Origin of the sequence: Streptomyces sp. NPDC059897 (assembly GCF_042730865.1) — a bacterium.
Lineage (GTDB): Bacteria > Actinomycetota > Actinomycetes > Streptomycetales > Streptomycetaceae > Streptomyces.
Genome location: NZ_JBHWKQ010000007.1, coordinates 1 through 23564, shown reverse-complemented (window position 1 = coordinate 23564; position 23564 = coordinate 1). Strand labels below are relative to the sequence as shown.

The 23564-nt window shown below is 71.6% G+C and carries 18 protein-coding genes; 5 read left to right on the top strand and 13 right to left on the bottom strand.

Annotation, left to right across the window (positions count from 1 at the left end):
- Positions 1–80 precede the first annotated feature (80 nt).
- Genes ACFV9W_RS10320 through ACFV9W_RS10305 form a run of 4 tightly spaced genes read right to left on the bottom strand, consistent with a single transcriptional unit; the run spans position 81 to position 4132 of the window.
- Positions 81–1247 carry a thiolase domain-containing protein gene (locus tag ACFV9W_RS10320; protein ID WP_385758136.1) on the bottom strand — a complete coding sequence of 389 codons (1167 nt, stop codon included), beginning with the start codon at positions 1245–1247 and terminating at the stop codon, positions 81–83.
- An 8-nt stretch (positions 1248–1255) separates the two neighbouring features.
- A complete protein-coding gene (locus ACFV9W_RS10315; protein ID WP_385757588.1) occupies positions 1256–2317 on the bottom strand; it encodes a thiolase domain-containing protein in 1062 nt (353 codons plus the stop codon).
- On the bottom strand, positions 2317–3279 hold the full coding sequence (locus tag ACFV9W_RS10310) for a Zn-ribbon domain-containing OB-fold protein (RefSeq protein WP_385757585.1): 963 nt from the start codon (positions 3277–3279) through the stop codon (positions 2317–2319). The genes ACFV9W_RS10315 and ACFV9W_RS10310 overlap by 1 nt, the downstream gene beginning before the upstream one ends.
- A gap of 52 nt (positions 3280–3331) precedes the next feature.
- Entirely contained in the window at positions 3332–4132 is an 801-nt protein-coding gene (locus ACFV9W_RS10305; protein WP_385757583.1) for a crotonase/enoyl-CoA hydratase family protein, read from the bottom strand.
- A 199-nt stretch (positions 4133–4331) separates the two neighbouring features.
- On the opposite strand from ACFV9W_RS10305, the gene ACFV9W_RS10300 reads away from it, so the two are divergent.
- Positions 4332–5951 (top strand): acyl-CoA synthetase, encoded by a 1620-nt coding sequence (locus tag ACFV9W_RS10300; RefSeq protein WP_385757580.1) that lies wholly within the window; start codon positions 4332–4334, stop codon positions 5949–5951.
- 20 nt (positions 5952–5971) lie between these two features.
- On the opposite strand, the gene ACFV9W_RS10295 is transcribed toward ACFV9W_RS10300, so the two are convergent.
- Positions 5972–6361, bottom strand: a complete 390-nt coding sequence (locus ACFV9W_RS10295; RefSeq protein ID WP_385757577.1) for a VOC family protein — start codon at positions 6359–6361, stop codon at positions 5972–5974.
- Between the two features lie 82 nt (positions 6362–6443).
- Between ACFV9W_RS10295 and ACFV9W_RS10290 the strand changes: the two genes are divergently transcribed.
- Together ACFV9W_RS10290 and paaK are read left to right on the top strand one after the other, a co-directional pair.
- Entirely contained in the window at positions 6444–7232 is a 789-nt protein-coding gene (locus ACFV9W_RS10290; protein ID WP_385757574.1) for a GNAT family N-acetyltransferase, read from the top strand.
- A 108-nt stretch (positions 7233–7340) separates the two neighbouring features.
- Complete coding sequence (gene paaK, locus ACFV9W_RS10285; protein WP_385757572.1) at positions 7341–8642, top strand: phenylacetate--CoA ligase PaaK; 1302 nt, start codon at positions 7341–7343, stop codon at positions 8640–8642.
- A 63-nt stretch (positions 8643–8705) separates the two neighbouring features.
- Here the strand turns inward: paaK and ACFV9W_RS10280 are convergent, their stop codons facing one another.
- From ACFV9W_RS10280 to ACFV9W_RS10255, 6 genes are all read right to left on the bottom strand, one after another.
- Positions 8706–9098: a hypothetical protein gene (locus tag ACFV9W_RS10280; RefSeq protein WP_385757570.1), complete on the bottom strand. Its 393-nt coding sequence runs from the start codon at positions 9096–9098 to the stop codon at positions 8706–8708.
- 119 nt (positions 9099–9217) lie between these two features.
- Positions 9218–10738, bottom strand: coding sequence for an acyl-CoA synthetase (locus ACFV9W_RS10275; RefSeq protein ID WP_385757567.1), 1521 nt, complete (start codon positions 10736–10738; stop codon positions 9218–9220).
- A 77-nt stretch (positions 10739–10815) separates the two neighbouring features.
- Positions 10816–11613, bottom strand: a complete 798-nt coding sequence (locus ACFV9W_RS10270; RefSeq protein WP_385757564.1) for an alpha/beta hydrolase — start codon at positions 11611–11613, stop codon at positions 10816–10818.
- 18 nt (positions 11614–11631) lie between these two features.
- A complete protein-coding gene (locus ACFV9W_RS10265) occupies positions 11632–12471 on the bottom strand; it encodes an alpha/beta fold hydrolase (RefSeq protein WP_385757562.1) in 840 nt (279 codons plus the stop codon).
- Between the two features lie 33 nt (positions 12472–12504).
- Entirely contained in the window at positions 12505–13329 is an 825-nt protein-coding gene (locus ACFV9W_RS10260) for an alpha/beta fold hydrolase (RefSeq protein WP_385757559.1), read from the bottom strand.
- Positions 13330–13428: 99 nt separating this feature from the next.
- Positions 13429–16173, bottom strand: a complete 2745-nt coding sequence (locus ACFV9W_RS10255) for an AAA family ATPase (protein WP_385757556.1) — start codon at positions 16171–16173, stop codon at positions 13429–13431.
- A gap of 217 nt (positions 16174–16390) precedes the next feature.
- On the opposite strand from ACFV9W_RS10255, the gene ACFV9W_RS10250 reads away from it, so the two are divergent.
- Positions 16391–18802 (top strand): penicillin acylase family protein, encoded by a 2412-nt coding sequence (locus ACFV9W_RS10250; protein WP_385757554.1) that lies wholly within the window; start codon positions 16391–16393, stop codon positions 18800–18802.
- A gap of 21 nt (positions 18803–18823) precedes the next feature.
- Here the strand turns inward: ACFV9W_RS10250 and ACFV9W_RS10245 are convergent, their stop codons facing one another.
- Together ACFV9W_RS10245 and ACFV9W_RS10240 are read right to left on the bottom strand one after the other, a co-directional pair.
- Positions 18824–20389: an acyl-CoA synthetase gene (locus ACFV9W_RS10245; protein WP_385757551.1), complete on the bottom strand. Its 1566-nt coding sequence runs from the start codon at positions 20387–20389 to the stop codon at positions 18824–18826.
- Between the two features lie 8 nt (positions 20390–20397).
- Entirely contained in the window at positions 20398–21498 is a 1101-nt protein-coding gene (locus ACFV9W_RS10240) for an NAD(P)H-dependent flavin oxidoreductase (protein ID WP_385757548.1), read from the bottom strand.
- Positions 21499–21667: 169 nt separating this feature from the next.
- On the opposite strand from ACFV9W_RS10240, the gene ACFV9W_RS10235 reads away from it, so the two are divergent.
- Positions 21668–23473: a serine hydrolase gene (locus ACFV9W_RS10235; RefSeq protein WP_385757546.1), complete on the top strand. Its 1806-nt coding sequence runs from the start codon at positions 21668–21670 to the stop codon at positions 23471–23473.
- The last annotated feature ends 91 nt before the right edge of the window (positions 23474–23564 follow it).

The following is a 23564-nucleotide window of genomic DNA, read 5'->3' as shown; positions in this document are numbered from 1 at the left end:
CGGTTCGTCGTCCGTGCGCCAGCCTAGCGATCGGTCCGTGCCCCGCACAGGCCGCGAAGGAGATGAAGGTCAACGCGCGTTCATCGGGTCGGTGGTTCGGCGCCGACGAGCCACATGGAGAAGAACTGCGAGCCGCCCCCGTAGGCGTGTCCGAGGACCTTCCGCGCGCCGTCGACCTGGTGTTCCCCGGCCTGCCTGCGCACCTGGAGTGCCGCCTCGGCGAAGCGGATCATGCCGGAGGCGCCGATGGGGTTGGTGGACAGGACGCCGCCCGACATGTTGACGGGGAGGTCCCCGTCGAGCTCCGTGACGCCGGACTCGGTGAGCTTCCAGCCCTCGCCCTCGTCCGCGAAGCCGAGGTTCTCCAGCCACATCGGCTCGTACCAGGAGAACGGCACGTACATCTCGACGGCGTCGATCTCGCGGCGCGGGTCGGCGATCCCGGCCTGCCGGTAGACGTCGGCGGCGCAGTCCTTGCCGGCCTGCGGGGAGACGAAGTCCTTGCCCGCGAAGAGGGTCGGTTCGCTGCGCATGGCGCCGCCGTGCATCCAGGCGGGCGGCTTCGTCGAGCGCTCCGCGCCCGCGCGGTCGGTGAGGATCATGGCGCAGGCGCCGTCGGAGGACGGGCAGGTCTCGGAGTAGCGGATGGGGTCCCAGAGCATGGGCGCCGCCTGCACCTTCTCCAGGGTGATGTCGTGCTCGTGGAGGTGGGCGTAGGGGTTCTTCAGCGCGTTGCGGCGGTCCTTGTAGGCGACGACGGAGCCCACGGTGTCGGGGGCGCCGGTGCGGCGCATGTAGGCGCGCACGTGCGGGGCGAAGAAGCCGCCCGCACCCGCGAGCAGGGGCTGCTGGAACGGGATGGGGAGGGACAGGCCCCACATCGCGTTCGACTCCGACTGCTTCTCGAAGGCGAGGGTCAGTACGGTGCCGTGGACGCGGGCCGCGACGAGGTTGGCGGCGACGAGCGCCGTGGAGCCGCCGACGGATCCGGCGGTGTGCACGCGGAGCATCGGCTTGCCGACGGCGCCGAGCGCGTCGGCGAGGTACAGCTCCGGCATCATGACGCCCTCGAAGAAGTCGGGCGCCTTGCCGATGACGACGGCGTCGATGTCGGCCCAGGTCAACTCGGCGTCTTCGAGGGCGCGTTGGGCCGCCTCGCGGACGAGTCCGGCGATGGAGACGTCCCGGCGTGCGGCGACGTGCTTGGTCTGGCCGATCCCGACGACCGCCACCGGCTCCTTGTTCACGGCCTTGCTCATCGCTGGTCCTCCCCTTCGAGTACGGCGACCAGGTTCTGCTGGAGGCAGGGCCCGGAGGTAGCGTGGGCGAGCGCCCGGTCGGAGCCCCCCGCGTGGATGCGGGCGGCGGCCTCGCCGATGCGGATGAGTCCGGCGGCCATCACCGGGTTGGCGGCGAGCGCGCCCCCGGAGGGGTTGATGTCGACGTCGTCGCCGAGCCGCAGGGCGCGGCGCAGCACGACCTCCTGCGAGGTGAACGGGGCGTGCAACTCGGCGGTGTCCACGGGCCGTTCGAAGGCCCCGGCGTTCTCGGCGGCGAGGCGCGCGGAGGGCGAGTCGGTGAGATCACGGACGCCGAGGCTGTGGGCCTCGATGCGGTGGTCGATGCCGCGGATCCAGGCGGGCCGCTCGCACAGTTCCCTGGCACGGTCGCCCGCGGCGAGGATGACGGCGGCGGCGCCGTCGCCGATCGGCGGGCAGTCCCCGGTCCGCAGCGGATTTACGACGTAATCGCCGTGCGGCACGCTGCCGCGCAGCTGGGCGTGCGGATTGCCGGTGGCGGACTCACGGCTGCGGGCGGCGACCCCGGCGAGCGCGGGCTCGTCGGTGTGTCCCTCGTCGATCAGCGCCTGTGCCTGGAGGGCGGCTAGCGCGACGGAGTCGGGCCACAGCGGGGCGACGTAGTACGGGTCGAGCTGCCGCGTCAGGACGTCGCGTACGGAGCCCGGTGAGGACTTGCCGTAGGAGTAGACGAGCGCGGTGTCGGCCTCGCCGGTCAGGAGCTTGGTCCACGCCTCGTACAGGGCCCACGCGCCGTCCATCTCGACGTGCGACTCGGAGATCGGCGGCCAGGCGCCGACGCCGTCGAGCGCCATGGTGAACGAGAAGGCGCGCCCGGCGAGGTAGTCGCTCGATCCCGAGCAGGTGAACCCGATGTCACTGGTCTTCAGGCCGGTACTGGCGAGGACCTGGTGCAGGACGGGCATCAGCATCTCGACCTCCGACTGTTCGTCGGAGGTACGTGTGTGGTCGGTCTGCCCGAAGGCGACGACGGCGATGTCCCGGATCGGCGGCCGCATCAGATCATCTCCCTGTAGGTCTCGTAATCGGCGTCGGGTTCACCGGTGGGCCGGTAGTGGTCCGGATAGCGCCCGCCCTCCGTCCACACGGGCTCGACGCGCAGGCCCATCCGCACCTGGTCGTACGGGATGCCGCCGATGCGGCCGTGCAGGGCGAGGTCGGCGCCGTCGAGGGCGATGTGCGCGTAGACGTAAGGGACTTTGATATCGAGGTTCTTGGCCTTGATGTTCACGATGCAGTACGTGGTGACGGTGCCGCCGGGGCCGACCTCGACCTGGTCCGTGGTGGCGACGCCGCAGGTGGGGCAGGCGCCGCGGGGCGGGACGTAGACCTTGTGGCAGGAGGGGCAGCGTTCACCGACGGTGCGGTTCTCGGCGAGGGCGTTGATGTACCGGGTCTGGGCGCCGCCTGGGCTGTACGTGTAGTCGAGGCGTGCGGGGGCGACGATGCCGGTGACGGCGTCCTCGAACTCGCCGCTGTGCGCCACGAGTTGGGAGGGCGCGTCATCGCCTTCGTAGGGTTCGAAGCACGCGATGTCCGTGATGGCGCCCTCGCGCTCCTCGGCCCAGCGGACGCGGACGCGCATGCCCGTGTGCACGGCTTCGGGGCCTGCGACGTCGAGTGCGTGCAGCAGGGCGGTGTCGGCGCCGTCGAGCTTGACCAGGACCCAGGCGAACGGTGTGTCGAGGGGCTGGCCGCGCCGCGCCTCGGGGTTCCAGGCCCAGGTGGTGACGGTGCCGGTGGCGCCGACCTCGACGAGGTCGCGGATCTCCTCGGCGGTCACGGGGTCGTACTCGACGGGCGGCACCATGACCCTCCCGTCGCCGGTCCGCACGCCGAGGACGGTGCGGTCGCGCAGACCACTGAGGAAGGCCGACTGGACGGGGCCGAGGGAGCGGGTGAACGGGAACTCCACGACCAACGGCGCGCGCAGCACCTCGGGTTGGGCGGTGGATGTCATGAGGCCTCCTTGACGTATGGGCGTACGGGACGGAACGGCACGGTCGCGGACCTCATGCGCGCCGGAACTCGGCGGGCCGCTTCTCCGCGAACGCGCGGGCGCCCTCCTTCGCGTCGGCGGTGTCGAAGATGGGCCAGCCGCGCTTCAACTCCGAGGCCAGACCGTCCGTTTCGGTCATCTCGGCGGTCTCGTAGACGGAGGCCTTGACCGCCTCGACGGCCAACGGGCCGCAGGCGTTGATCTGTTCGGCGATCTCCAGGGCGGTGTCGAGCGCCGTACCGTCGGGCACCACGCGTCCGACGAGCCCGATCGCCGCCGCCTCGGGCGCCGGGTAGGGGCGCCCGGTGAGCAGCATCTCCAGGGCGTGGGTGCGGGGGACCTGGCGCGGCAGCCGGACCGTCGAGCCGCCGATGGGGAACAGGCCGCGCTTGACCTCGAAGAGGCCGAACGTCGCCGACTCCCCCGCCACCCGGATGTCCGTGCCCTGGAGGATCTCGGTGCCGCCCGCGACGCAGTGCCCCTCGACGGCGGCGATGACGGGTTTGCGCGGCCGGTGGTGGCGCAGCATCGCCTTCCAGTGCAGATCGGGGTCGGCCTGGAGCCGGTCCCGGTACTGCTCGCCCTCCATCCCCTTGCCCGCGAGTGCCTTGAGGTCCATGCCGGCGCAGAACACACCACCCGCCCCGGTGAGCACGACGGAGCGGATCGAGTCGTCCGCGTCCGCCTCCAGCCACCCGTCGTAGAGGCCGACGAGCATCGGCAGGGACAGCGCGTTCTTGGCCTCGGGCCTGTTGAGCGTGAGTACGAGCGTGGCGCCCTCGCGCCGGACGTCGAGATGTTCGGTCCCACCCATGAGGGGTCCTCCAGTCAGCCGCAGCCTCGGACCTGGAACAGGTTGCAGTAGCGCACGTGCCAGTTCAAGAGTTTTCTGACACTCAGTCAGTTTTCTTGTGCGGGGACCCTTCCCCCTTACTCCCCGTTCTGTTCTGATGACGGCCAGGAGGCGCCCGGGAGACATCCGGCCCTGGATCATCTGGATCAGGAGGAGCGCGGTGGAGTACAACCTTGCCGACCTGTTCGAGTCGGTCGTCGACGTGGTCCCGGACCGCGAGGCGCTCGTCTACGTGGATCATCCCGGTACGGGCGCGGAGCGCCGGCTCACGTACGCCCAGCTGGACGCGGCGGCCAACCGGGTCGCGCACCACCTGATCGCGGCGGGGATCCGCCCCGGCGAGCACCTGGGCCTGCACCTCTACAACAGCGTCGAGTACCTGCAGACGGCGCTCGGCTGCCTCAAGGCGCGGATCGTCCCGGTGAACGTGAACTACCGGTACGTGGAGGAGGAGTTGGCCTACCTCTACCAGGACGCCGATCTCGCGGCTCTCGTGTTCGACGCGGAGTTCACGCCGCGCGTGGCGGCGGCGCTGCCGCGCGCCGAGAAGCTGCGGCATCTGGTGCGGGTGGGCGCTCCGGAGGTGGACGCGCCACCGCTGAAGGCGGTGGAGTTCGAGGAGGCGACCGGGCAGTCCTCCGCAGAGCGGGGCTTCGCGCCGCGCTCCCCCGACGACCAGTTCATCATCTACACCGGCGGCACGACGGGCATGCCGAAGGGCGTGATGTGGCGTCAGGAGGACCTGTTCTTCGCGGGGTTGGGCGGCGGCGCGCCCACGGGCGAACCCGTGTCACGGCCCGAGGAGCTGGCCGAGCGGGTGGCGGCGGGCGGCGACGGCATCACGTTCTTCCCGACTCCCCCGCTGATGCACGGCACCTCGACGCTCACCGCGTTCATCGGCTTCAACTTCGGCCAGCGCGTGGTCATCCACCGCAAGTTCGCGCCGGAGGAGGTGCTGCGCACCATCGAGAAGGAGAAGGTGACGAGCATGTCCCTGGTGGGCGACGCGATGCTGCGACCGCTCATCGACGCGCTCAAGGGCCCGCTCAAGGGCACGGACTGCTCGTCGATGTTCAGTGTCTCGTCCTCGGGCGCGATCATGTCGGACACGGTGCGCGCCCAGTTCCAGGAGCTGGTGCCGAACACCATGCTGCTCAACAACTTCGGCTCGTCCGAGTCCGGCTTCAACGGCACGGCGACGGCCGACTCGGGCGCGGGCTCCGGCTTCCACGTCCAGGTCAACTCCCGTACACAGGTGGTGGATCCGGCGACGTACGAGCCGGTCGCGGTCGGCGAGGTGGGCCGGATCGCGCAGCGCGGACACGTCCCGCTCGGCTACTACAACGACCCCGTGAAGACCGCCGAGACGTTCTTCCAGAAGGGCGACGAGCGCTGGGTGCTGCTCGGTGACATGGCGACGGTCGACGAGCAGGGCATCGTCACGGTCCTCGGACGCGGCTCGCAGTGCATCAACACGGGCGGCGAGAAGGTGTACCCGGAGGAGGTCGAGCAGGCCCTCAAGTCCCACCCCGACATCTACGACGCGCTGGTGGCCGGTGTGCCGGACGAGAAGTGGGGCAACCATGTGGCGGCCGTCGTCCAGCTCATGGACGGCGCCGACGAGCTGACCCTGGACACCGTCCAGACACACTGCCGCAGCCACCTCGCCGGATACAAGATCCCCCGGCAGCTGGTGGTGACGGACACCATCCAGCGCTCGCCGAGCGGGAAGGCGGACTACCGGTGGGCGCGGCAGGTGGCGGCGGAGGGGGACGCGTAGGCCGCCTTCCGCGGGCGGGCTCAGTCGAGGCAGAACTCGTTTCCCTCGATGTCCTGGAGCGTGATGCAGGACTCGTTCTCGTCGTCGGCGCGCTGCGTCAGTACGTGCGTGGCACCGAGCTTGTAGAGGCGCTCGGCCTCGGCTTCGAGCACCGCGAGGCGCTCGTCGCCGACGAGCCCGGTCCCGGCCCGTACGTCGATGTGCACCCGGTTCTTGACGGCCTTCCCCTCGGGGACGCGCTGGAAGAACAGGCGCGGTCCCTCCCCCTCGGGATCGGCGGCGGCGGACCAGGCCTCGTCCTCGTCGGCCCCGGGCGGCATGACGTAGCCGAGCACCTCGCACCAGAAGCGGGCGACGCGAACGGGCTCGGCGCAGTCGAAGGTGATCTGGACCTTCTTGATCGTGGTCATCGGCGCACCATAGCAAGGGTGTTCTGCCGCGCGGCGGGAATTTTCGGTTGCCGCCGCCCTCCCCCGGTGCTGGAGTTCCCGCATGGATCATGCGGCGGTACGGGACCTGTTCGACGAGCAGCTGCGGCGCGGGGCGCGGCCCGAGGAGGCCGGGGCCCGGGTCGAGCGGGCCGGGGACGTGGTGCGCCACGTGGGCCCGGCGGCGGGCTGGAACGGGGTGCTCTGGTCGGACCTCGACGAGCGGACCGCCGACGCGGCGATCGCCGGGCAGGTGCGCTTCTTCGCCGGGCTCGGCCGGGCCTTCGAGTGGAAGACGTACGCGCACGACCGCCCGGCCGACCTCCCCTACCGGCTCACGGCCGCCGGGTTCGTGCCGGAGGAGCCGGAGACCCTGCTCGCGGCGGAGACGGCCGCGCTCCCCCACGGCGCCGCGCCCCCGGCGGGCATCCGGCTGCTCCCCGTCACCGACGAGGCGGGGATCGAGCTGGTGGGGCGGGTGCACGGTCTTGCCTTTGACTCCGGCCGCTCGGCCATCGGCCACCAGCTGCGGGCCCAGCTCGCCCAGGACCCGGCCACCGTGCCCGCGGTCGTGGCGCTGCACGGCGACGAGCCGGTGAGCGCCGCCCGTCTGGAGCTGCACCCGGGGACGGCCTTCGCGAGCCTGTGGGGCGGCGGGACGGTCCCCGGGTGGCGGGGCCGCGGGATCTACCGCTCGCTCGTCGCCTTCCGGGCCCGCGTCGCCGCCGAGCGCGGATTCCCGTACGTCCAGGTGGACGCCTCCTCGTACAGCCGGCCGATCCTGGAGCGCCTGGGGTTCGTGGTGCTCGGGACCACTACGCCGTACGTCTGGGCGCCCCCTGTCAGTCGCTGACACCGGAACCGGGGCGTCGCATCTCTTGACGACCGCGGTCACTCCTTGAATTACTGATCGACAGCAGGGCAACCGAATGATCGGTCGGGAGTTTCGGGAGAGCGTGCGATGGCGTCGATGGCGACGGACTGGCGGGACGAGGGCGAGCTGCTCGGCGCGGACGAGCTGCGCGCGCTGCAGCTGGAGCGGCTGCGCGGGACGCTGCGGCGGGTGTACGAGCGGGTGCCGTTCTACCGCGAGGCGTTCGACAAGGCGGGTGTGCGGCCCGAGGACTGCCGCACCTTGGCGGACCTGGGACGCTTCCCGTTCACGACGAAGGCGGATCTGCGGGACAACTATCCCTTCGGGATGTTCGCGGTGGAGCAGTCCGAGGTGCGGCGGCTGCACGCGTCGAGCGGTACGACCGGGCTGCCCACGGTCGTCGGGTACACCGAGGCCGACCTGTCGATGTGGTCGGACATGGTGGCGCGGGCGATCCGCGCGGCGGGCGGCCGGCCGGGGCACAAGGTCCATGTGGCGTACGGGTACGGCCTGTTCACCGGCGGGCTCGGCGCGCACTACGGGGCGGAGCGGCTCGGGTGCACGGTGATCCCGGCGTCCGGTGGCATGACGTCGCGGCAGGTGCGGCTGATCCAGGACCTGAAGCCCGAGATCATCATGGTGACGCCCTCGTACATGCTCACGCTCCTCGACGAGTTCGAGCGCCAGGGCGTGGACGCGCGCACCAGCTCCCTGAAGGTCGGCATCTTCGGCGCGGAGCCGTGGACCGAGGAGATGCGGCGCGAGATCGAGGAGCGGGCCGGGATCGACGCGGTCGACATCTACGGATTGTCGGAGGTCATGGGGCCCGGCGTGGCTCAGGAAGCCGTGGAGACCAAGGACGGGCTGCACATCTGGGAGGACCAGTTCTATCCGGAGATCGTCGACCCGATCACGGGTGAGGTGCTGCCGGAGGGCGAGCACGGCGAGCTGGTCTTCACCTCGCTGACCAAGCAGGCGATGCCGGTGATCCGGTACCGGACGCGGGATTTGACCCGGCTGCTGCCGGGGACGGCCCGTCCCGCGTTCCGGCGCATGGAGAAGATCACCGGGCGCAGCGACGACATGGTGATCCTGCGGGGCGTGAACCTGTTCCCCACGCAGGTCGAGGAGATCGTGCTGCGCACGCCCGGCGTCGCGCCGCACTTCCAGCTTCGCCTCACCCGCGAGGGCCGCATGGACGCGCTCACGGTGCGCGCCGAGGCCCGCCCCGACGCGACACCCGGGGACCGGGAGGCGGCGGCGCGGGCCATCGCCGCCGGGATGAAGGACGGGGTGGGAGTGACGGTGTCCGTGGAGATCGTCGAGCCGGAGTCCCTGGAGCGGTCGGTGGGGAAGATCAAGCGGATCGTGGATCTGCGGCAGGCGTAGGCGTGTGCCCCGGCCGGACGTCCGGCCGGGGCACATCGCCACGGCTCAGGAGCCTGGCGGCCCTCAGGCGAGCGTCACCTTCGCGTTACTCGCCTCCTGCCACCTGGTGTTGAACTTCTTCACCTTGCCGCCGCAGTCCTTGTGGATGTGCGTGGGACCGGACGGCACGAAGCGGATCTTGCCCCGCACGCACTTGTTGTTGTTCTTGGTGTCGTTCACGGAACCGGTCACCCTGCGCAGGGAGCCCTTGTCGCACTCCTCGTACTTCATGACTCCGCCGTCGACCCTGATGACATCGTCCCAGCAGGTCTGCTGCGCGTCGGCCGACCGCGCCGGCGCCGTCGTCGAGCTCTGCGGGGAACCGTCGGACACGGCCTGCGCGCCCCCTGCCGGAAGGGCGAACGCCGCCGTCCCGAGCGCGACGGCGCCGACAAGCCCCATACGAATCCTGCTCATACGAACCCTCCTCGTTTCGTGTCCTGCTTGAGGTGGGTCCAGAAAACGGCGTGGTGCCCATGCGGAGGAAGTTGTTTCGCCCCTGCCCGAAAGTCGACGGGGTCGCTTGCACGGGCGGCCTAGGGAGTTTCCGTGAACCGGTCCCGCAGCTCCCGCTTGAGGATCTTGCCGGAGGCGTTGCGCGGCAGTTCGTCCACGAAGACGACCCTCTTGGGTGCCTTGAAATGGGCGAGCTGGTCGCGCGCGTGGGCGATCAGCTCCTCCTCGGTGACGCCCGCGTCGCCGCGCACCACGACCGCCGTGACCGCCTCGATCCACCGCTCGTCGGGCAGCCCGACGACGGCCGTCTCGGCGACCGCCGGGTGGGTGTAGAGGGCGTCCTCGACCTGGCGCGAGGCGACGAGCACGCCGCCGGAGTTGATGACGTCCTTCACCCGGTCGACGACGGTGAAGTAGCCCTCGCTGTCGCGCACCGCGAGGTCGCCGGACCTGAACCAGCCGTCCCGGAAGGCCTGTTCGGTCTCCTCCGGCTTGTCCCAGTAGCCGTCGCACAGCTGCGGGGAGCGGTAGACGACCTCGCCGGGTGTGCCGTCGGGCACGTCCTTGCCCTCGTCGTCGACGATCTTCGCCTCGACGAACAGCACCGGCCGCCCGCACGAGTCCATCCGCCCCTCGTGCTCGTCGGGCCCGAGGACGGTGGCGAGCGGCCCGATCTCGCTCTGCCCGAAGCAGTTGTAGAAGGCGAGCCCGGGAAGCCGGGCCCGCAGCCGCTCCAGCACCGGGACCGGCATGATCGAGGCGCCGTAGTACGCCTTGCGCAGGCCGCTCAGGTCGCGGTCGGCGAACTCCGGGTGCTGGGAGAGGCCGATCCACACCGTCGGCGGCGCGAACAGGCTGTCCGCCTCCCCCGCCTCTACCAGGTCGAAGACCGGACCGGCGGCCGGCGCGTCGAGGATCGTGTTCGTGGCGCCCACCGCCAGGTACGGCAGCAGGAACACGTGCATCTGCGCCGAGTGGTACAGCGGCAGCGCGTGCACCGGCCGGTCCGTCTCCTTGAGGTCGAGCGCGTGGATGGCGCTCACGTACTCGTGCACGAGCGCGCGGTGCGTCATGCGGGCGCCCTTGGGGAGTGCGGTGGTCCCCGACGTGTAGAGCAGCTGCGCCAGGTCGTCGGCGCCCGGCGACTCCCCGTCCCACGGCGCGCTCGCCGCGAGCCGCGTGAGCAGCGTGTCGTCGGCGTCGCGCAGCGGCAGCACCGGTACGTCGCCGGGGAGCCGGTCGGCGATGTCGGGATCGGCGAGGACGAGCGAGGCGCCGGACTGGCCCACGATGTACGCGAGGTCGTCGCCGGTCAGGTTCTGGTTGACGGGGACGTGCACGAGCCCGGCGCGGGCGCAGGCCAGGAACCCGATCAGGTACGCGTCCGAGTTGTGCCCGTAGGCGCCGACCCGGTCGCCCGCCGCGAGGCCTTCGGCGCGCAGGGCCCCGGCCGCGCGGGACACGGCGTCGTCCAGTTGCTCGTACGTCCATGCGCGCGGCCCGTAGCGCAGGGCGACGCGCGCCGGGGTGCGGCGAGCGCTGCGGCGCAGGACTCCGTCGACGCTGCTGCTGGCGGCCTGGGCTGCGGGTGACCTCGTCATGGCGTGATCCTGCGGGGTGGCGGGGGCCGGGTCAAGGAGGTGTTCGCCGGGGATCCGCGGGATCCCCGGCGTACGGGCTACCGGGCGTGCGAGACGGCCCAGTCGAGGGCGTCGTCGGCGACGGCCTCCCAGCCGGGTGCGGCGGGCAGCAGGTGCGGCATGCCGGGGTACTCCCTGATCTCGGTGAGCGCGCTCGACTTGTAGTGGCGGGCGTTGGACTGCTGCACCTTGGGCGGCATCAGGTGGTCGTGCTCCGCGGACATGAACAGCAGCGGGGCGCGGGTGTCGTTGTGGTAGTCGACGTGTGTGCTCTGGTGGCCGGGGCGCAGCGTGGCCAGGGCGCTGTCCCAGAAGATGCCGCCGGATGCGGGGACCGCGTACCGCTCGTACAGCGCCCTGGACTCCTCCTGCGGGAACGTGTTGGTGAAGGCGTAGTGCCACTGCTCGAAGGTCAGGCCGACCGCGCGGTGCCGGTTGGCGGGGTTCTTCAGCACCGGGAAGGCGGACTTGAGCTGGCTGAGCGGCAGCACGGCGACGCCCTCCGTCGGTGCGGAGCAGATGGCCACGCCCGCGGCGCCGTGGCCCCGGTCGAGCAGCAGCTGCACGAACACACCGCCGGCGGAGTGACCGATGAGGACGGGGGGCTTGTCGAGGCCGCTGACCAGGGTCTCCAGGCTCTCGACGATCTGCGGGACGGTGACCTTCTCGATCGGCCCGGTGTCGGCGTTGAGCGATTCGACCTCGGCCTCGAACCCCGGGTAGGCGGGCGCGAGGACGCGGAATCCGCGCTTCTCGTAGTGGGTGATCCAGTGCTCCCAGCTCCTCGGGGTCACCCAGAAGCCGTGGATCAGGACGATGGTGTCGGGGGCGCTCATGACTCCTCCTTGCTCAGGTCAGCGGGTGGCGCGGTATGCGGCCTCGATGTGGCGGACGACGGTGTCGGGGCGGGACATCATCACGACGTGCGAGGCCTTCTCCGCCACGACGACCGTGCTCTTGGCCCGCTCGGCCATGAAGCGCTGCGCGGCGGCCGGGATGACCCGGTCGGCGGTCGCGACGACGTACCAGGACGGCAGGGACTTCCAGGCCGGTACGCCGCTGAGGCCGCTCAACCCGCCGATGCTGCCCGGGCGTTGGGCCGTCGCCATGACGTCGGTCTGCGCGCGCGGCAGGTCCTGGGCGAAGACGTCGTGGAACTTCGCGGGGTCGATGTAGCCGTCCAGGCCGGGCTCCGTCGCGCCCGGGATCGGGTAGGGGCGGGGCACGAGTGCGGGCTCCAGGCGGCTGCCGGGGAACTTGCTCGCCAGGCCCAGCGCGTTCTCGCCCTCGTCGGGCGCGAAGGCGGCGACGTAGACGAGTGCCTTGACCCTGTCGTGTCCGCGTCCGGCGTTGGTGATGACCTCGCCGCCGTAGGAGTGCCCGACGAGGATCATCGGGCCGGGGATCGTGTCGATCACGCTGCGGACGTACGCCGCGTCGCTCGCGAGGTCCCGCAGCGGGTTGGCGGGGGCGATGACCGGGAAGCCGGCCCGCAGCAGTCGGGAGGTGACGGCGTTCCAGCCGGAGGCGTCGGCGAACACTCCGTGGACGAGGACGACGGTCGGTCTGCCGCCGTTTCCCTTGCCGGTGCCGGCCGTGGCCGGCGCGGTGGCGGCGGCGCCGAGGGTGAGCGCGCCGCCCGTCGCGAGCAGCCCGCCGAGGACGCGGCGGCGGGGGTGGTGTCCGGGATTCATGGGTGTTCCTCTCGGTTTCGGGACCGGTGACGGTCAGGAGTTGAGGAAGTCCAGGAGGTCGGCGTTCAGTTGCTCCTTGTGCGTGTCCGTGATGCCGTGCGGAGCGCCCGGGTAGACCTTCAGCGTCGCGTTCTTGATCCGGGCCGCGGATGCCTTGCCGCCGACGTCGAACGGCACGACCTGGTCGTCGTCGCCGTGGATGACGAGTGTCGGCACGTCGACGGCGTCCAGGTCGGGGCGGAAGTCGGTGGCGGAGAAGGCGGCGACGCACTCGTAGGCACCCCGGTGACCGGCCTGCAGGCCCTGGCGCCAGAACGCGTCGCGGATGCCCGCGGAGACGTCCGCTCCGGGCCGGTTGTTGCCGAAGAACGGGCCGTCGGCCAGATCGCGGTACAGCTGCGAGCGGTCGGCGAGGGAACCGGCGCGGATCGCGTCGAACGCCTCGACCGGGACGCCGCCCGGGTTGTCGGCCGTCTTGAGCATGAAGGGCGGCACCGCGGAGACCAGGACGAGTTGGGCGAGGCGGGCGGTGCCGTGCCGGGCGATGTAGCGTGCGACCTCGCCGCCACCGGTGGAGAAGCCGACGAGGGTGACGTCCCGCAGGTCGAGGGTGTCGACGAGGGTGGCGAGGTCGTCGGCGTACGTGTTCATTTCGTTGCCGTGCCACGGCTGGTCTGAGCGGCCGTGGCCACGCCGGTCGTGGGCGATGGCCCGGAATCCGTGGGTGGCCAGGAAGAGTTGCTGGGCCTCCCAGCTGTCGGCGTGCAGCGGCCAGCCGTGGCTGAGGACGACCGGGCGGCCGGTGCCCCAGTCCTTGTAGTGGATCCGGGTTCCGTCGGCTGCGGTGACGAAGGGCATGCGAGGCCTCCCGGTCGCGGGGGATGTGCGGGAGCCCGATCGTTCACCGGCGGCGGGGGCGCGCGAACCACGAGCGACACGTAGTCCTGAGGGGGTCCCTCAGGGGCGTGTCCGGCCGAGCTGGCGCCGTGATGTCACGTCCAGCTTTCGGAACACCTTGCGCAGGTGGTAGTCGACCGTGTTGGCGCTGATGAACAGCTGGGCGGCGATCTCGGCGTTGGTCGCACCGTCTCCGGCGAGCTTGGCGATGGCCCGTTCCTGCGGGGTCAGCGGGTTCGTGGTGCCGGTCCGGGCCGGGCCGGGGCGCTCTCCGGTGGCCTCCAGTTCGCGGGCGGCGCGGTCCACGTAGGCCGCGGCCCGCATGTCGCGGAACAGGGCCAGGGCGGCCCGCAGTTGTACCCGGGCGTCCTTGCGGCGCTTGCACCTGCGCAGCCACTCGCCGTAGAGCAGGTGCGCGACGGCCAGGTCCGCGTGCGTGTCCGCGCCGGACAGCAGCTCGACGGCGCGGCGGTAGGACGGCTCGGCGCCGTCCGCCGGAGCGAGCAGGGCGCGGGAGCGCGCCAGCACGCCCAGCGCCCAGGGGGTGCCGGCCGCCGTGGCGCGGTCCGTGAGCGTGCTCAAGGTGCTGCTGGCCAGGGCCCGGTCACCGCTGCGGACACCCACTTCGATGACGGACGGCAGGAGCCGGGAGTGCAGCCCGAGCACATCGTGACGGACCAGTTCGCGTGCGACGGGCCGGGCCTTGGCGTAGTCGCCGCCGCCGAGCGCCAGGACCACCGTTCCGCTCTGCGCGAGGGACTCCATCGCACCGTTGCCGAGGTCGCCCGCCGTCGTCAGTGAGCGGCGGAGCTCGTCCTCGACCGTGTCGCCCACCGCGTGCCAGGCGAGCAGCTCCGGATTCCGGCAGATCTGGCCCTGCGCCGCGCTCAGGCCCATCGCCGTACGGATCTGCTGGTTCTCGGCCACCAGGCTCTCGGCCGCGGCGAGGTGGCCGAGCGTGGTCTCGGCCATGGCGGCGCACAACAGGATGCCGTCGAGGTGCCAGAGGGCTCCGCTGCGGCGGGCGACGGCATCGGCGCGCCGGAGTAATCGGCCGCGGGCCTCGTGGTCCCAGACGAGGGTGGAGTACCAGACGCCCAACTGGTAGCCGCGCAGGATCACCTCGTCCGGGGTGTCGGGTGCCAACAGCGCGTCGAGGGCCTTGCGCAGACGGGGAACCGCCCGCACGTAGCCGTCGGTGGCCAGGACGGCGAATCCGTTCAGGAGGTGGTCCAGGGGCGCCGCGGGGCCGAGGGCAGGGGCCCGTGTCAGTACCGCCTTCGCGATCTCGGCGGCCGTCGTCGCCGGCGCCCTGTGCCGCGCGGTCAGCGTCCACTGGGCGGCGCGCAGTAGCGCCTCGCGGGTCAGCTCGGGGGCCCGGGTTCCGACAGCGGCCGACGCGGACAGGCACAGGGCCGCCGCCCTGGCGTGCGAATCGGGCTCGCCCAGTCCGTTGAGCGCTCCGGCGCGCACCAGAAGGGCGCGGCCCTGCGCCACACCGTCCAGCAGGCCGATGTCGACGGTGTCCAGCAGCACCTTTGCCTGGAGCGGCGCACCGGCCGTGAACGCGGCCTCGGCCGCCGCGAGCAGCCTCGCGGCGCGTCCGGCGTCCTGCGGGGTCAGCTCGGCCGCCCGGGTCAGGAAGGTGGCCCGGGCCGCGTGGCCGCCGCGCGCCCCGGCCAGGTCGGCCGCCCGCTCCACCTGGTCGGCGACGGCCGCGTCGGGTCCGGGTGCGGCCGCGGCGCGGTGCCAGGCACGCCGGTCGCTGTCGTCCGGGCGGTCGGTGGCCTCGGCGAGCGCATGGTGCGCCCTGCGCCGGTCGACGCTGGTGGCGCCCGCGTACACCGCCGAACGCACCAGCGGGTGCCGGAACTCGACGCCGGCGCGCAGCACCACGAGCCGCGCGGACTCGGCCGGCCCGCAGGCGTCCGGGCCGATCCCGAGCGTCGCTGCGGCGGCCGCTATGTACTCCGTGGTGCCGGCCGGTTCGGCCGCCGCGAGCAGCAGCCAGGTGCGGGTCGCCTCCGGCAGTCCGCGTACCTGGCGCAGGTAGTGCTCCTCCAGGGCGCTGCCCGCGGGGAGCGGCTCGGGCAGCGCGCACACCCCGGAGAGCTGCCCTTCGGACAGTTCACGGCCGAGATCGGTCAGGGCCAGCGGGTTGCCGCCGGTCGCCGCCACGATCCGCAGGCCGACCCTGGTGTCCAGCGGGCCGACGGCCACCGAACGCAGCAGTTCCAGTGCCTCGGGCTCCGCCAGGCCGGTCACCTCGGTGACCGGCAGGCCCGCGGGGGTGTCGGCCCCGGTGCGGGCGGCGAGGACGAGACCGACGCTCTCGGCGTGCAGTCGGCGCCCGACGAAGGCGAGGACGTCGAAGGAGTCCCGGTCCAGCCATTGGAGGTCGTCGACGCAGGCCAGCAGGGGGCGTTGCTTCGCGGCCTCGGCGAGCACGGTGAGGACCGCGAGCCCGACGAGGAACCGGTCCGCGGGCGGCCCGTCGGCCAGGCCGCAGGCCACCCGCAGCGCCTGGTGCTGGGCCTGCGGCAGTACGCCGGGTTGTTTGAGGTCGTCCAGGAACGGCACGAGCAGGCGGTGCAGCGCCGCGAACGCGAAGCCCGCCTCCGCCTCGACGCCTGCCACCCGCAGCACTCGCAGATCGGCGGCCTCACCGGTCACATGGTCGAGCAGCGCGGTCTTGCCGATACCGGCGTCGCCCCGCAGCACCACCACGCCGCTCAGTCCCCGGCGCAGTTCGGCGAGAAGGCGATCGAGTTGTGCGTGCTCTCGGGCCCGGCCTGTCAGACGCATCAGACGCACTCGAAACACCCTCACCGTAGGGAGTCATTATGGATGTTTTGTGAAGGTCAGCATCGCATGGCGGGGCGGCTCCGTCTGCACCGCGCGGGCCTCGGCCCGGCATCGGTGCGCCATGGCGCTCCGGCAGGGTCGCACCAGGGCGATTGGTACGCTCAACGGCGCCCCATCCAGCTCAACCACCTCTGCCGGTACCGCAGTTGGGAGCACGATGCGCACACGCCCGGGACACAGACGCCTCGCGGCCCTCGGGGTCGCCCTGTTGACCGCGCTCAGCGGCACCGCCTCGGTGCCGTCCGCCGCGGCCGACCGTGACAGCCGCCCGCACGGCGGGGGCCTGTCCGCCACCATCCGCTACACCGAGTACGGGATCCCGCACATCGTCGCCAAGGACTACGCGAACCTCGGTTTCGGTACGGGGTGGGCGCAGGCCCAGGATCAGGTGTGCACGCTCGCCGACGGGTTCGTGACGCTGCGCGGCGAGCGTTCGCGGGTCTTCGGACCCGACGCGGCGCCCGACGGCTCGTTGTCGTCGGCGACGAAGAACCTCTCAAGTGACTTGTATTTCAAGGGTGTTCGCGAGGCGCGCACCGTGGAGAAGCTGCTCGGCGTCCCCGCGCCCGAGGGTCCGAGCCGCGACGTCAAGGACGCGATGCGCGGCTGGGCCGCCGGGTACAACGCGTGGCTGAAGCAGAACCGGATCACCGACCCAGCGTGCAAGGGCGCGGACTGGGTGCAGCCGGTGACCTCGCTCGACGTGGCCACGCGCGGTTTCGCGATCGCGGTGCTCGGCGGGCAGGGGCGCGGCATCGAGGGCATCACGGCCGCGCAGCCGCCCGCCGCCGGGGCCGCGCAGGCGCGGCCCGACACGGCCGATGCTGCCGAAGCGGCCCGCGAACTGTTCGCCCAGGACGACTCCGACATGGGGTCGAACGCGGTGGCGTTCAGCGGCGCGACCACGGCCAACAAGCGCGGCCTGCTGCTCGGCAACCCGCACTACCCGTGGCAGGGCGGACGCCGCTTCTGGCAGTCGCAGCAGACGATCCCCGGCGAACTCAACGTCATGGGCGGCTCGTTGCTCGGCACCACCGGCATCTCCATCGGCCACAACGCGCACGTCGCGTGGAGCCACACGGTCGCGACGGGCGTCACGCTCAACCTCCACCAGCTCACCCTCGACCCGTCGGACCCGACGACGTACGTGGTCGACGGCAAGAAGGAGCGGATGACGAAGCGGTCCGTGACCGTGCCCGTGAAGGGCGGCGGCGACGTGACCCGCAGCCAGTGGTGGACCCGCTACGGGCCGGTCGTCACGAACCTCGGCGCCCAGCTCCCGCTCCCCTGGACCGCGACGACGGCCTACGCCCTCGGCGACCCCAACGCGGTCAATCTGCGCGCCTCCGACACCGCGCTCGGCTTCAGCAAGGCCCGTTCGACCGCCGGCGTCCTCGCGTCGCTGCGCCGCACGCAGGGCCTGCCGTGGGTGAACACGATCGCGGCGGACTCCTCCCGTCATTCGCTGTTCACGCAGTCGCAGGTGCTGCCGAGGATCACCGACGAGCTGGCGGCACGCTGTTCGACGCCGCTCGGCAAGGCGACGTACCCGGCCTCGGGCGTTGCCGTCCTCGACGGTTCGAGGAGCGACTGTGGGCTCGGGAAGGACAAGGACGCCGTGCAGGCGGGGATCTTCGGCCCGTCGAAGATGCCGGCGCTGAAGGACGCCCCGTACGCGGAGAACTCCAACGACAGCGCCTGGCTCGCCAACGCGGACAAGCCGATCACCGGCTACGAGCGGGTCTTCGGGAACATCGGCACGCAGCGCTCGATGCGGACGCGCGGCGCCGTCGAGGACGTCGCGGGGATGGCGGACAAGGGCGGCCTGACGGTCGCGGACCTGCAACGGCAGCAGTTCGCCGACCGGGTGCCCGCCGCCGATCTGACGGCCGCCGACACCGCGAAGGCGTGCGCGGCGCTGCCCGGCGGATCGGCAACGGGCAGCGACGGCAAGCTAGTTGACGTCTCGCGGGCCTGTGACGTGATCGGCGCCTGGGACCGCGCCATGAACACCGACAGCCGGGGCGCCCTGCTCTTCGACCGGTTCTGGCGGAAGCTGACGGCGACCGTACCGGCGGCCCAGCTGTGGGAGGTGCCGTTCTCCGCCGCGGACCCGGTGCGCACGCCGAACACACTGAACACGGCGGCGCCCGGTTTCGCGACGGCGCTCGCCGACGCGGTGGCCGAGCTGAAGGCCGCGAACATCCCCTTGGACGCGAAGCTCGGCGACCACCAGTTCGTGACGCGGGGCGGCGAGCGCGTCCCGGTGCACGGAGGCACGGAGTCGCTCGGTGTGTGGAACAAGGTCGAGCCGGTGTGGAACGCCGCGGGCGGCGGCTACACCGACGTCACGACCGGGTCGAGCTACATCCAGGCCGTCGGCTGGGACGGCGGGCAGTGCCCGGTGGCGCGCACCCTGCTCACGTACTCCCAGTCGTCGAACCCGAACTCGCCGCACTACAGCGACCAGACCCACCTCTTCGCGAAAAAGAAGTGGGTCACGGAGCGCTTCTGCGAGAAGGACATCCGTAAGTCGCCCGCCCTGAAGGTGGTGCGGGTGCGCGACTGACGGACGCGGGCCGGGGCGGTCTCAGACCGCCCGGGTCCGCCCCTCCCAGTACGGGTCGCGCAGGCGGCGCTTGTAGAGCTTGCCGTTGGGGTCGCGGGGCATCGTCTCGATGAAGTCGACGCTCTTGGGCCGCTTGTAGCCCGCGAGTTGGGTCTCGCAGTGGGCGAGTATCTCGGCCGCGAGCGCGTCACCGGCCGCCCGGCCATCGGCGACCTCGACGACCGCCTTGACCTCCTCGCCCCAGTCGTCGTGCGGGATGCCGAACGCGGCGGCGTCGGCGACGGCGGGGTGGGTGAGGAGCGCGGACTCGATCTCGGCGGGGTAGATGTTGACACCACCCGAGATGATCATGTCGATCTTGCGGTCGCGCAGGAAGAGATAGCCGTCCTCGTCGAGCACGCCGAGGTCGCCGACGGTGAAGAAGTCGCCGATGCGGTTCTTCTTCGTCTTGCCCTCGTCCTTGTGGTACGAGAAGCCGCCGGTGTTCATCTTGAGGTAGACGGTGCCGAGTTCACCGGCGGGCAGCCTGTTGCCGTCGTCGTCGTAGATCGCCAACTCACTGATGGGCCACGGCTTTCCGACCGTCCCGGGCTTCTTCAGCCAGTCCTCGGCCGTCGCGAACGCGCCGCCGCCCTCGCTGGCCGCGTAGTACTCCTCGACGCACATCCCCCACCAGTCGATCATGGCCCGCTTGACGTGGTCGGGGCAGGGCGCGGCGCCGTGGATCGCGTGCCGCATGGACGTCACGTCGTAGCGGTCCCTGACCTCCTGCGGCAGCGCGAGCAGGCGGTGGAACTGGGTCGGCACCATGTGGGTGTGCGTGCACTTGTGGGTGTCGATGAGGCGGAGCATCTCCTCGGGCGTCCACTTGTCCATCAGGACGAGCGGATGCCCGATGTGCAGGGACGCACCCGCGAACTGGAGGACGGCCGTGTGGTAGAGCGGCGAGCACACCAGGTGGACGTTGTCGTCGTACGGCTTGACGCCGAAGATGCCGAGGAACCCGCCGAGGTACGACTCCTCGGGGAGCTTTCCGGACAGCGGTCGGCGGATGCCGCGGGGGCGGCCCGTCGTGCCGGACGTGTAGTTCATGACCCAGCCGAGGGTGCGGCCCTCGGGCGCCGACTCGCTCTGCCCGTCGAGGAGTTCGGCGTACGGGCGGAAGCTCGCGACGTCCCCGACCGCGTAGCGGTGGCTGTCGGGCAGGCCCGCCTCGTCGGCGGCGGACCTGGCCGCGTCGGCGAACCGCTCGTGCGCGATCAGCACCTTGGCGCCGGAGTCGGAGACGATCCACGCGATCTCCGGCCCTACGAGGTGGTGGTTGACCGGCACGAGGTAGAAGCCGGCCTGGGAGGCGGCGAGGTAGGCGGTGAAGAACTCGACGCTGTTGGGGAGCACGACGGCGAAGGCGTCGCCGCGCTCCAGGCCTGCGGCACGCAGGCCGTGGACCATCCGGTTGGCGGCGGCGTGCAGGCGGCCGGCCGTCCACGGTTCGCCGTCCGGGGCGATCAGGACGGTGCGGTCGGGGTCGGCGGCGGCCTGGGCCCAGAAGCCGTTGGGGGGTGTGCTGTTGGGGGGTGTGCTCATACTCGTACTCACCGTCCTGCGATCTTGTTGATGCGGTCGATCGCCTTCTCGAAGCCGCGCGTCAGATCGTCGAAGACGGCCTGGACGCTGCGCTCCTCGTTCATCCGCCCCACGATCTGCCCGACGGGCGTCCCGAGCAGGGGCTCCACCTCGTACTTCTGGATCCGGGACACGGCCTCGGCGACGAGCAGGCCCTGCAGCGGCATCGGCAGCGGGCCGGGGCCGGCCGGGTCGTCCCAGGCGTCCGTCCACTCCGTACGGAGCTGGCGCGCGGGCTTGCCGGTCAGCGCGCGCGAGCGCACGGTGTCGCCGGAGCCCGCGGCGAGCAGCTTGCGGGTGACGGCGGGCGAGTGCATGTCGGCCTCGGTCGTCGTCAGCCATACCGAGCCCAGCCAGACACCCTGCGCGCCGAGCGCGAGCGCCGCCGCGACCTGCTGGCCGCTGCCGATGCCGCCCGCGGCCAGGACCGGCAGCGGGTCGACGGCCTCCACGGCCTCCGGGGTGAGCACCATGGAGGCGATCTCGCCGGTGTGGCCGCCGGCCTCGTAGCCCTGCGCGACGACGACGTCGATGCCCGCGTCGGCGTGCTTGCGGGCGTGCCGGGCGCTGCCCGCGAGGGCGGCGACGAGGATGTCGTGCTGGTGGGCGCGGTCGATGACGTCGGCGGGCGGTGAACCGAGCGCGTTGGCGAGGAGTTTGATCGGGTAGTCGAAGGCGACGTCGAGTTGGCTCCGGGCGACCTGTTCCATCCAGCCGGTGATGCGCCAGCCGGACGCCTCGCCCTCGGCGAGTTCCGGTACGCCGTACTTGGCGAGGGTCTCCTGGACGAACTTCCGGTGCTCCGGCGGGATCATCGCCTCGATGTCGGCCTCGGTGACGCCGTCGACCTTCTTGGCGGGCATGACGACGTCGAGGCCGTAGGGCCTGCCGTCCACATGGCCGTCGAGCCAGTCGAGGTCGCGTTTGAGTTCGTCGGGTGCCGCGTAGCGGACCGCACCGAGCACGCCGAAGCCCCCGGCCCTGCTGATGGCCGCGGCCACCGCAGGGAACGGCGTGAAGCCGAAGACGGCGTGCTCGATCCCCAGTTTCTTGCTCAGCTCCGTCTGCATGCGCGCAGGATGCCGCAGCGCGCCTGACGACGGAAGAGGTTTTCTGATGCAGCGTCAGATTCTTCACGGGGCGGCCATGGTGCGGGGGTGTTGACACGGGGCATCGCTGACAGAGAAGTTTCACCCGACTCGGTAGATCCCGAAAGAATTTTTCAGAAGGGCCTGGTCCATGAGCGGAGCACCCGAAGCAGCGGACAGACCATACAGAGGCGCCAAGGGCTCCGGCCCGACCCGGCGGCAGTTCGGCGCGGCCGGCCTCGCGCTGGGCGGCGCCCTGGCCCTCGCCCCCTTCCCCGCGGGCCCCGCCGCGGCCGCCACCGGGGCCGCGGCGGCCCGGCCCGTCCTGCGGCGCGGCTCCCCCGAGCGCGCGGGCCTGCTCGCGGGCCATCTGCGCCAACTGGTCGCCGACGCCGAGAAGTTCCTCGGCCCCTCGCCGAAGCACCCCTGGTACGCGGGAGCGGTGCTGCTCGCGGGCCGCGGCGGCACGGTCGCGCTGCACCAGCCGATCGGCAAGGCGGTGCGCTACTCCCACTACGACGACAAGACGGACACGGGCATCGAGTTCCCGGCGGACCAGCAGATCGACATGGCCGACGACACCGTCTTCGACCTCGCCTCAATTTCCAAGCTGTTCACGTCGATCCTGGCCGTGCAGGAGGTGGAGCGCGGCACGCTGGACCTCGAGGCGAAGGTCGTCTCGTACCTCCCGCGGTTCACGGGCGGCGGCAAGCAGGACGTGACGGTCCGCCAGCTCCTCACCCACACCTCGGGGTTCAGGCCCTTCCTCGCCTTCTACAAGGAGTCCGGGCACGAGGCGCAGCTCGCCCTCCTGTGGAAGGAGGCGCTGCTCAATCCGGCGGGCAGCACGTACCTGTACTCGGACCTGAACCTCATCACGCTCCAGCTCGTCGTCGAGGAGCTCACCGGCAAGCGTCTGGACGTGCTGCTGCACGAGCGGATCACGGGGCCACTCGGCATGACCCGCACCCGCTACAACCCGCCCGCCTCCTGGAGGCCCAAGGTCGCGGCGACCGAGGACGCCCGCGCGCCGTGGTCGGGCCTCGACCGGGGTCTGGTGTGGGGCGAGGTGCACGACGAGAACGCGTACGCGTTCGGCGGGGTCGCCGGGCACGCGGGCGTGTTCTCCTGCGCCTGGGACATGGCCGTGCTCGGCCGCACACTGCTGAACGGCGGGCTCTACGGCAAGGCCCGGATCCTGACGCAGGAGTCGGTGGACCTGATGTTCACCAACTTCAACACGGACTTCCCCGGCGACGAGCACGGCCTCGGCTTCGAGCTCTACCAGCACTGGTACATGGGCGCGATGGCGACACCGAGCACGGCGGGACACACCGGGTTCACCGGCACCTCGCTGGTGCTCGACCCGACGACCGACTCGTTCCTCATTGTCCTCGGCAACTCGGTGCACCCGGTGCGCAGTTGGCGATCCGGTTCCGCTCCCCGGGTCGCCGCGGGCAACAACATGGCGCGCGCGGTCGCCGTGCGGCCCAAGCACGGGCGCACCGCCTGGTTCTCGGGGATGGCGAGCGCCACGTCGGCGACGCTCACGCTGCCGGACCTGCGGCTCGCCTCGGGCGAGGCGCGGCTCTCCTGCGAGCTGTGGTGGGACACGGAGCCGCACTCCGACTTCCTGTTCCTGGAGACGTCGACGGACGGCGGCACGAACTGGAAACCGCTGCCGTTCACGACGGGCCGCGCCGACACCCACCCGGCGGGCTCGGTGGACGGCTGGGCCGATCGCACCTGGCACCGCCTCACCGCCGACCTGGGCCCCTTCACCGCGGCGCCGCTCCGGCTGCGCTGGCGCTACGCGACGGACCAGCTGTACGTCGGCCGGGGCGCCTACGTCGACGGCATCCGCGTCCTCGACGGGGACGAGGTGGCCTTCGACGAGGCGCGCCCGGCGGACGCGTCCCGCATCGAGGCGAAGGGGTGGACGGCCTCCCGGGACTAGTAGTGCTTCGTTAGGTTCTGGTTCTGGTGAGTGGTTGGCCGCAGGTGGTGCAGGTGCCGGTCCAGCACCGGAGCATGTCCTGCAGGGTGTC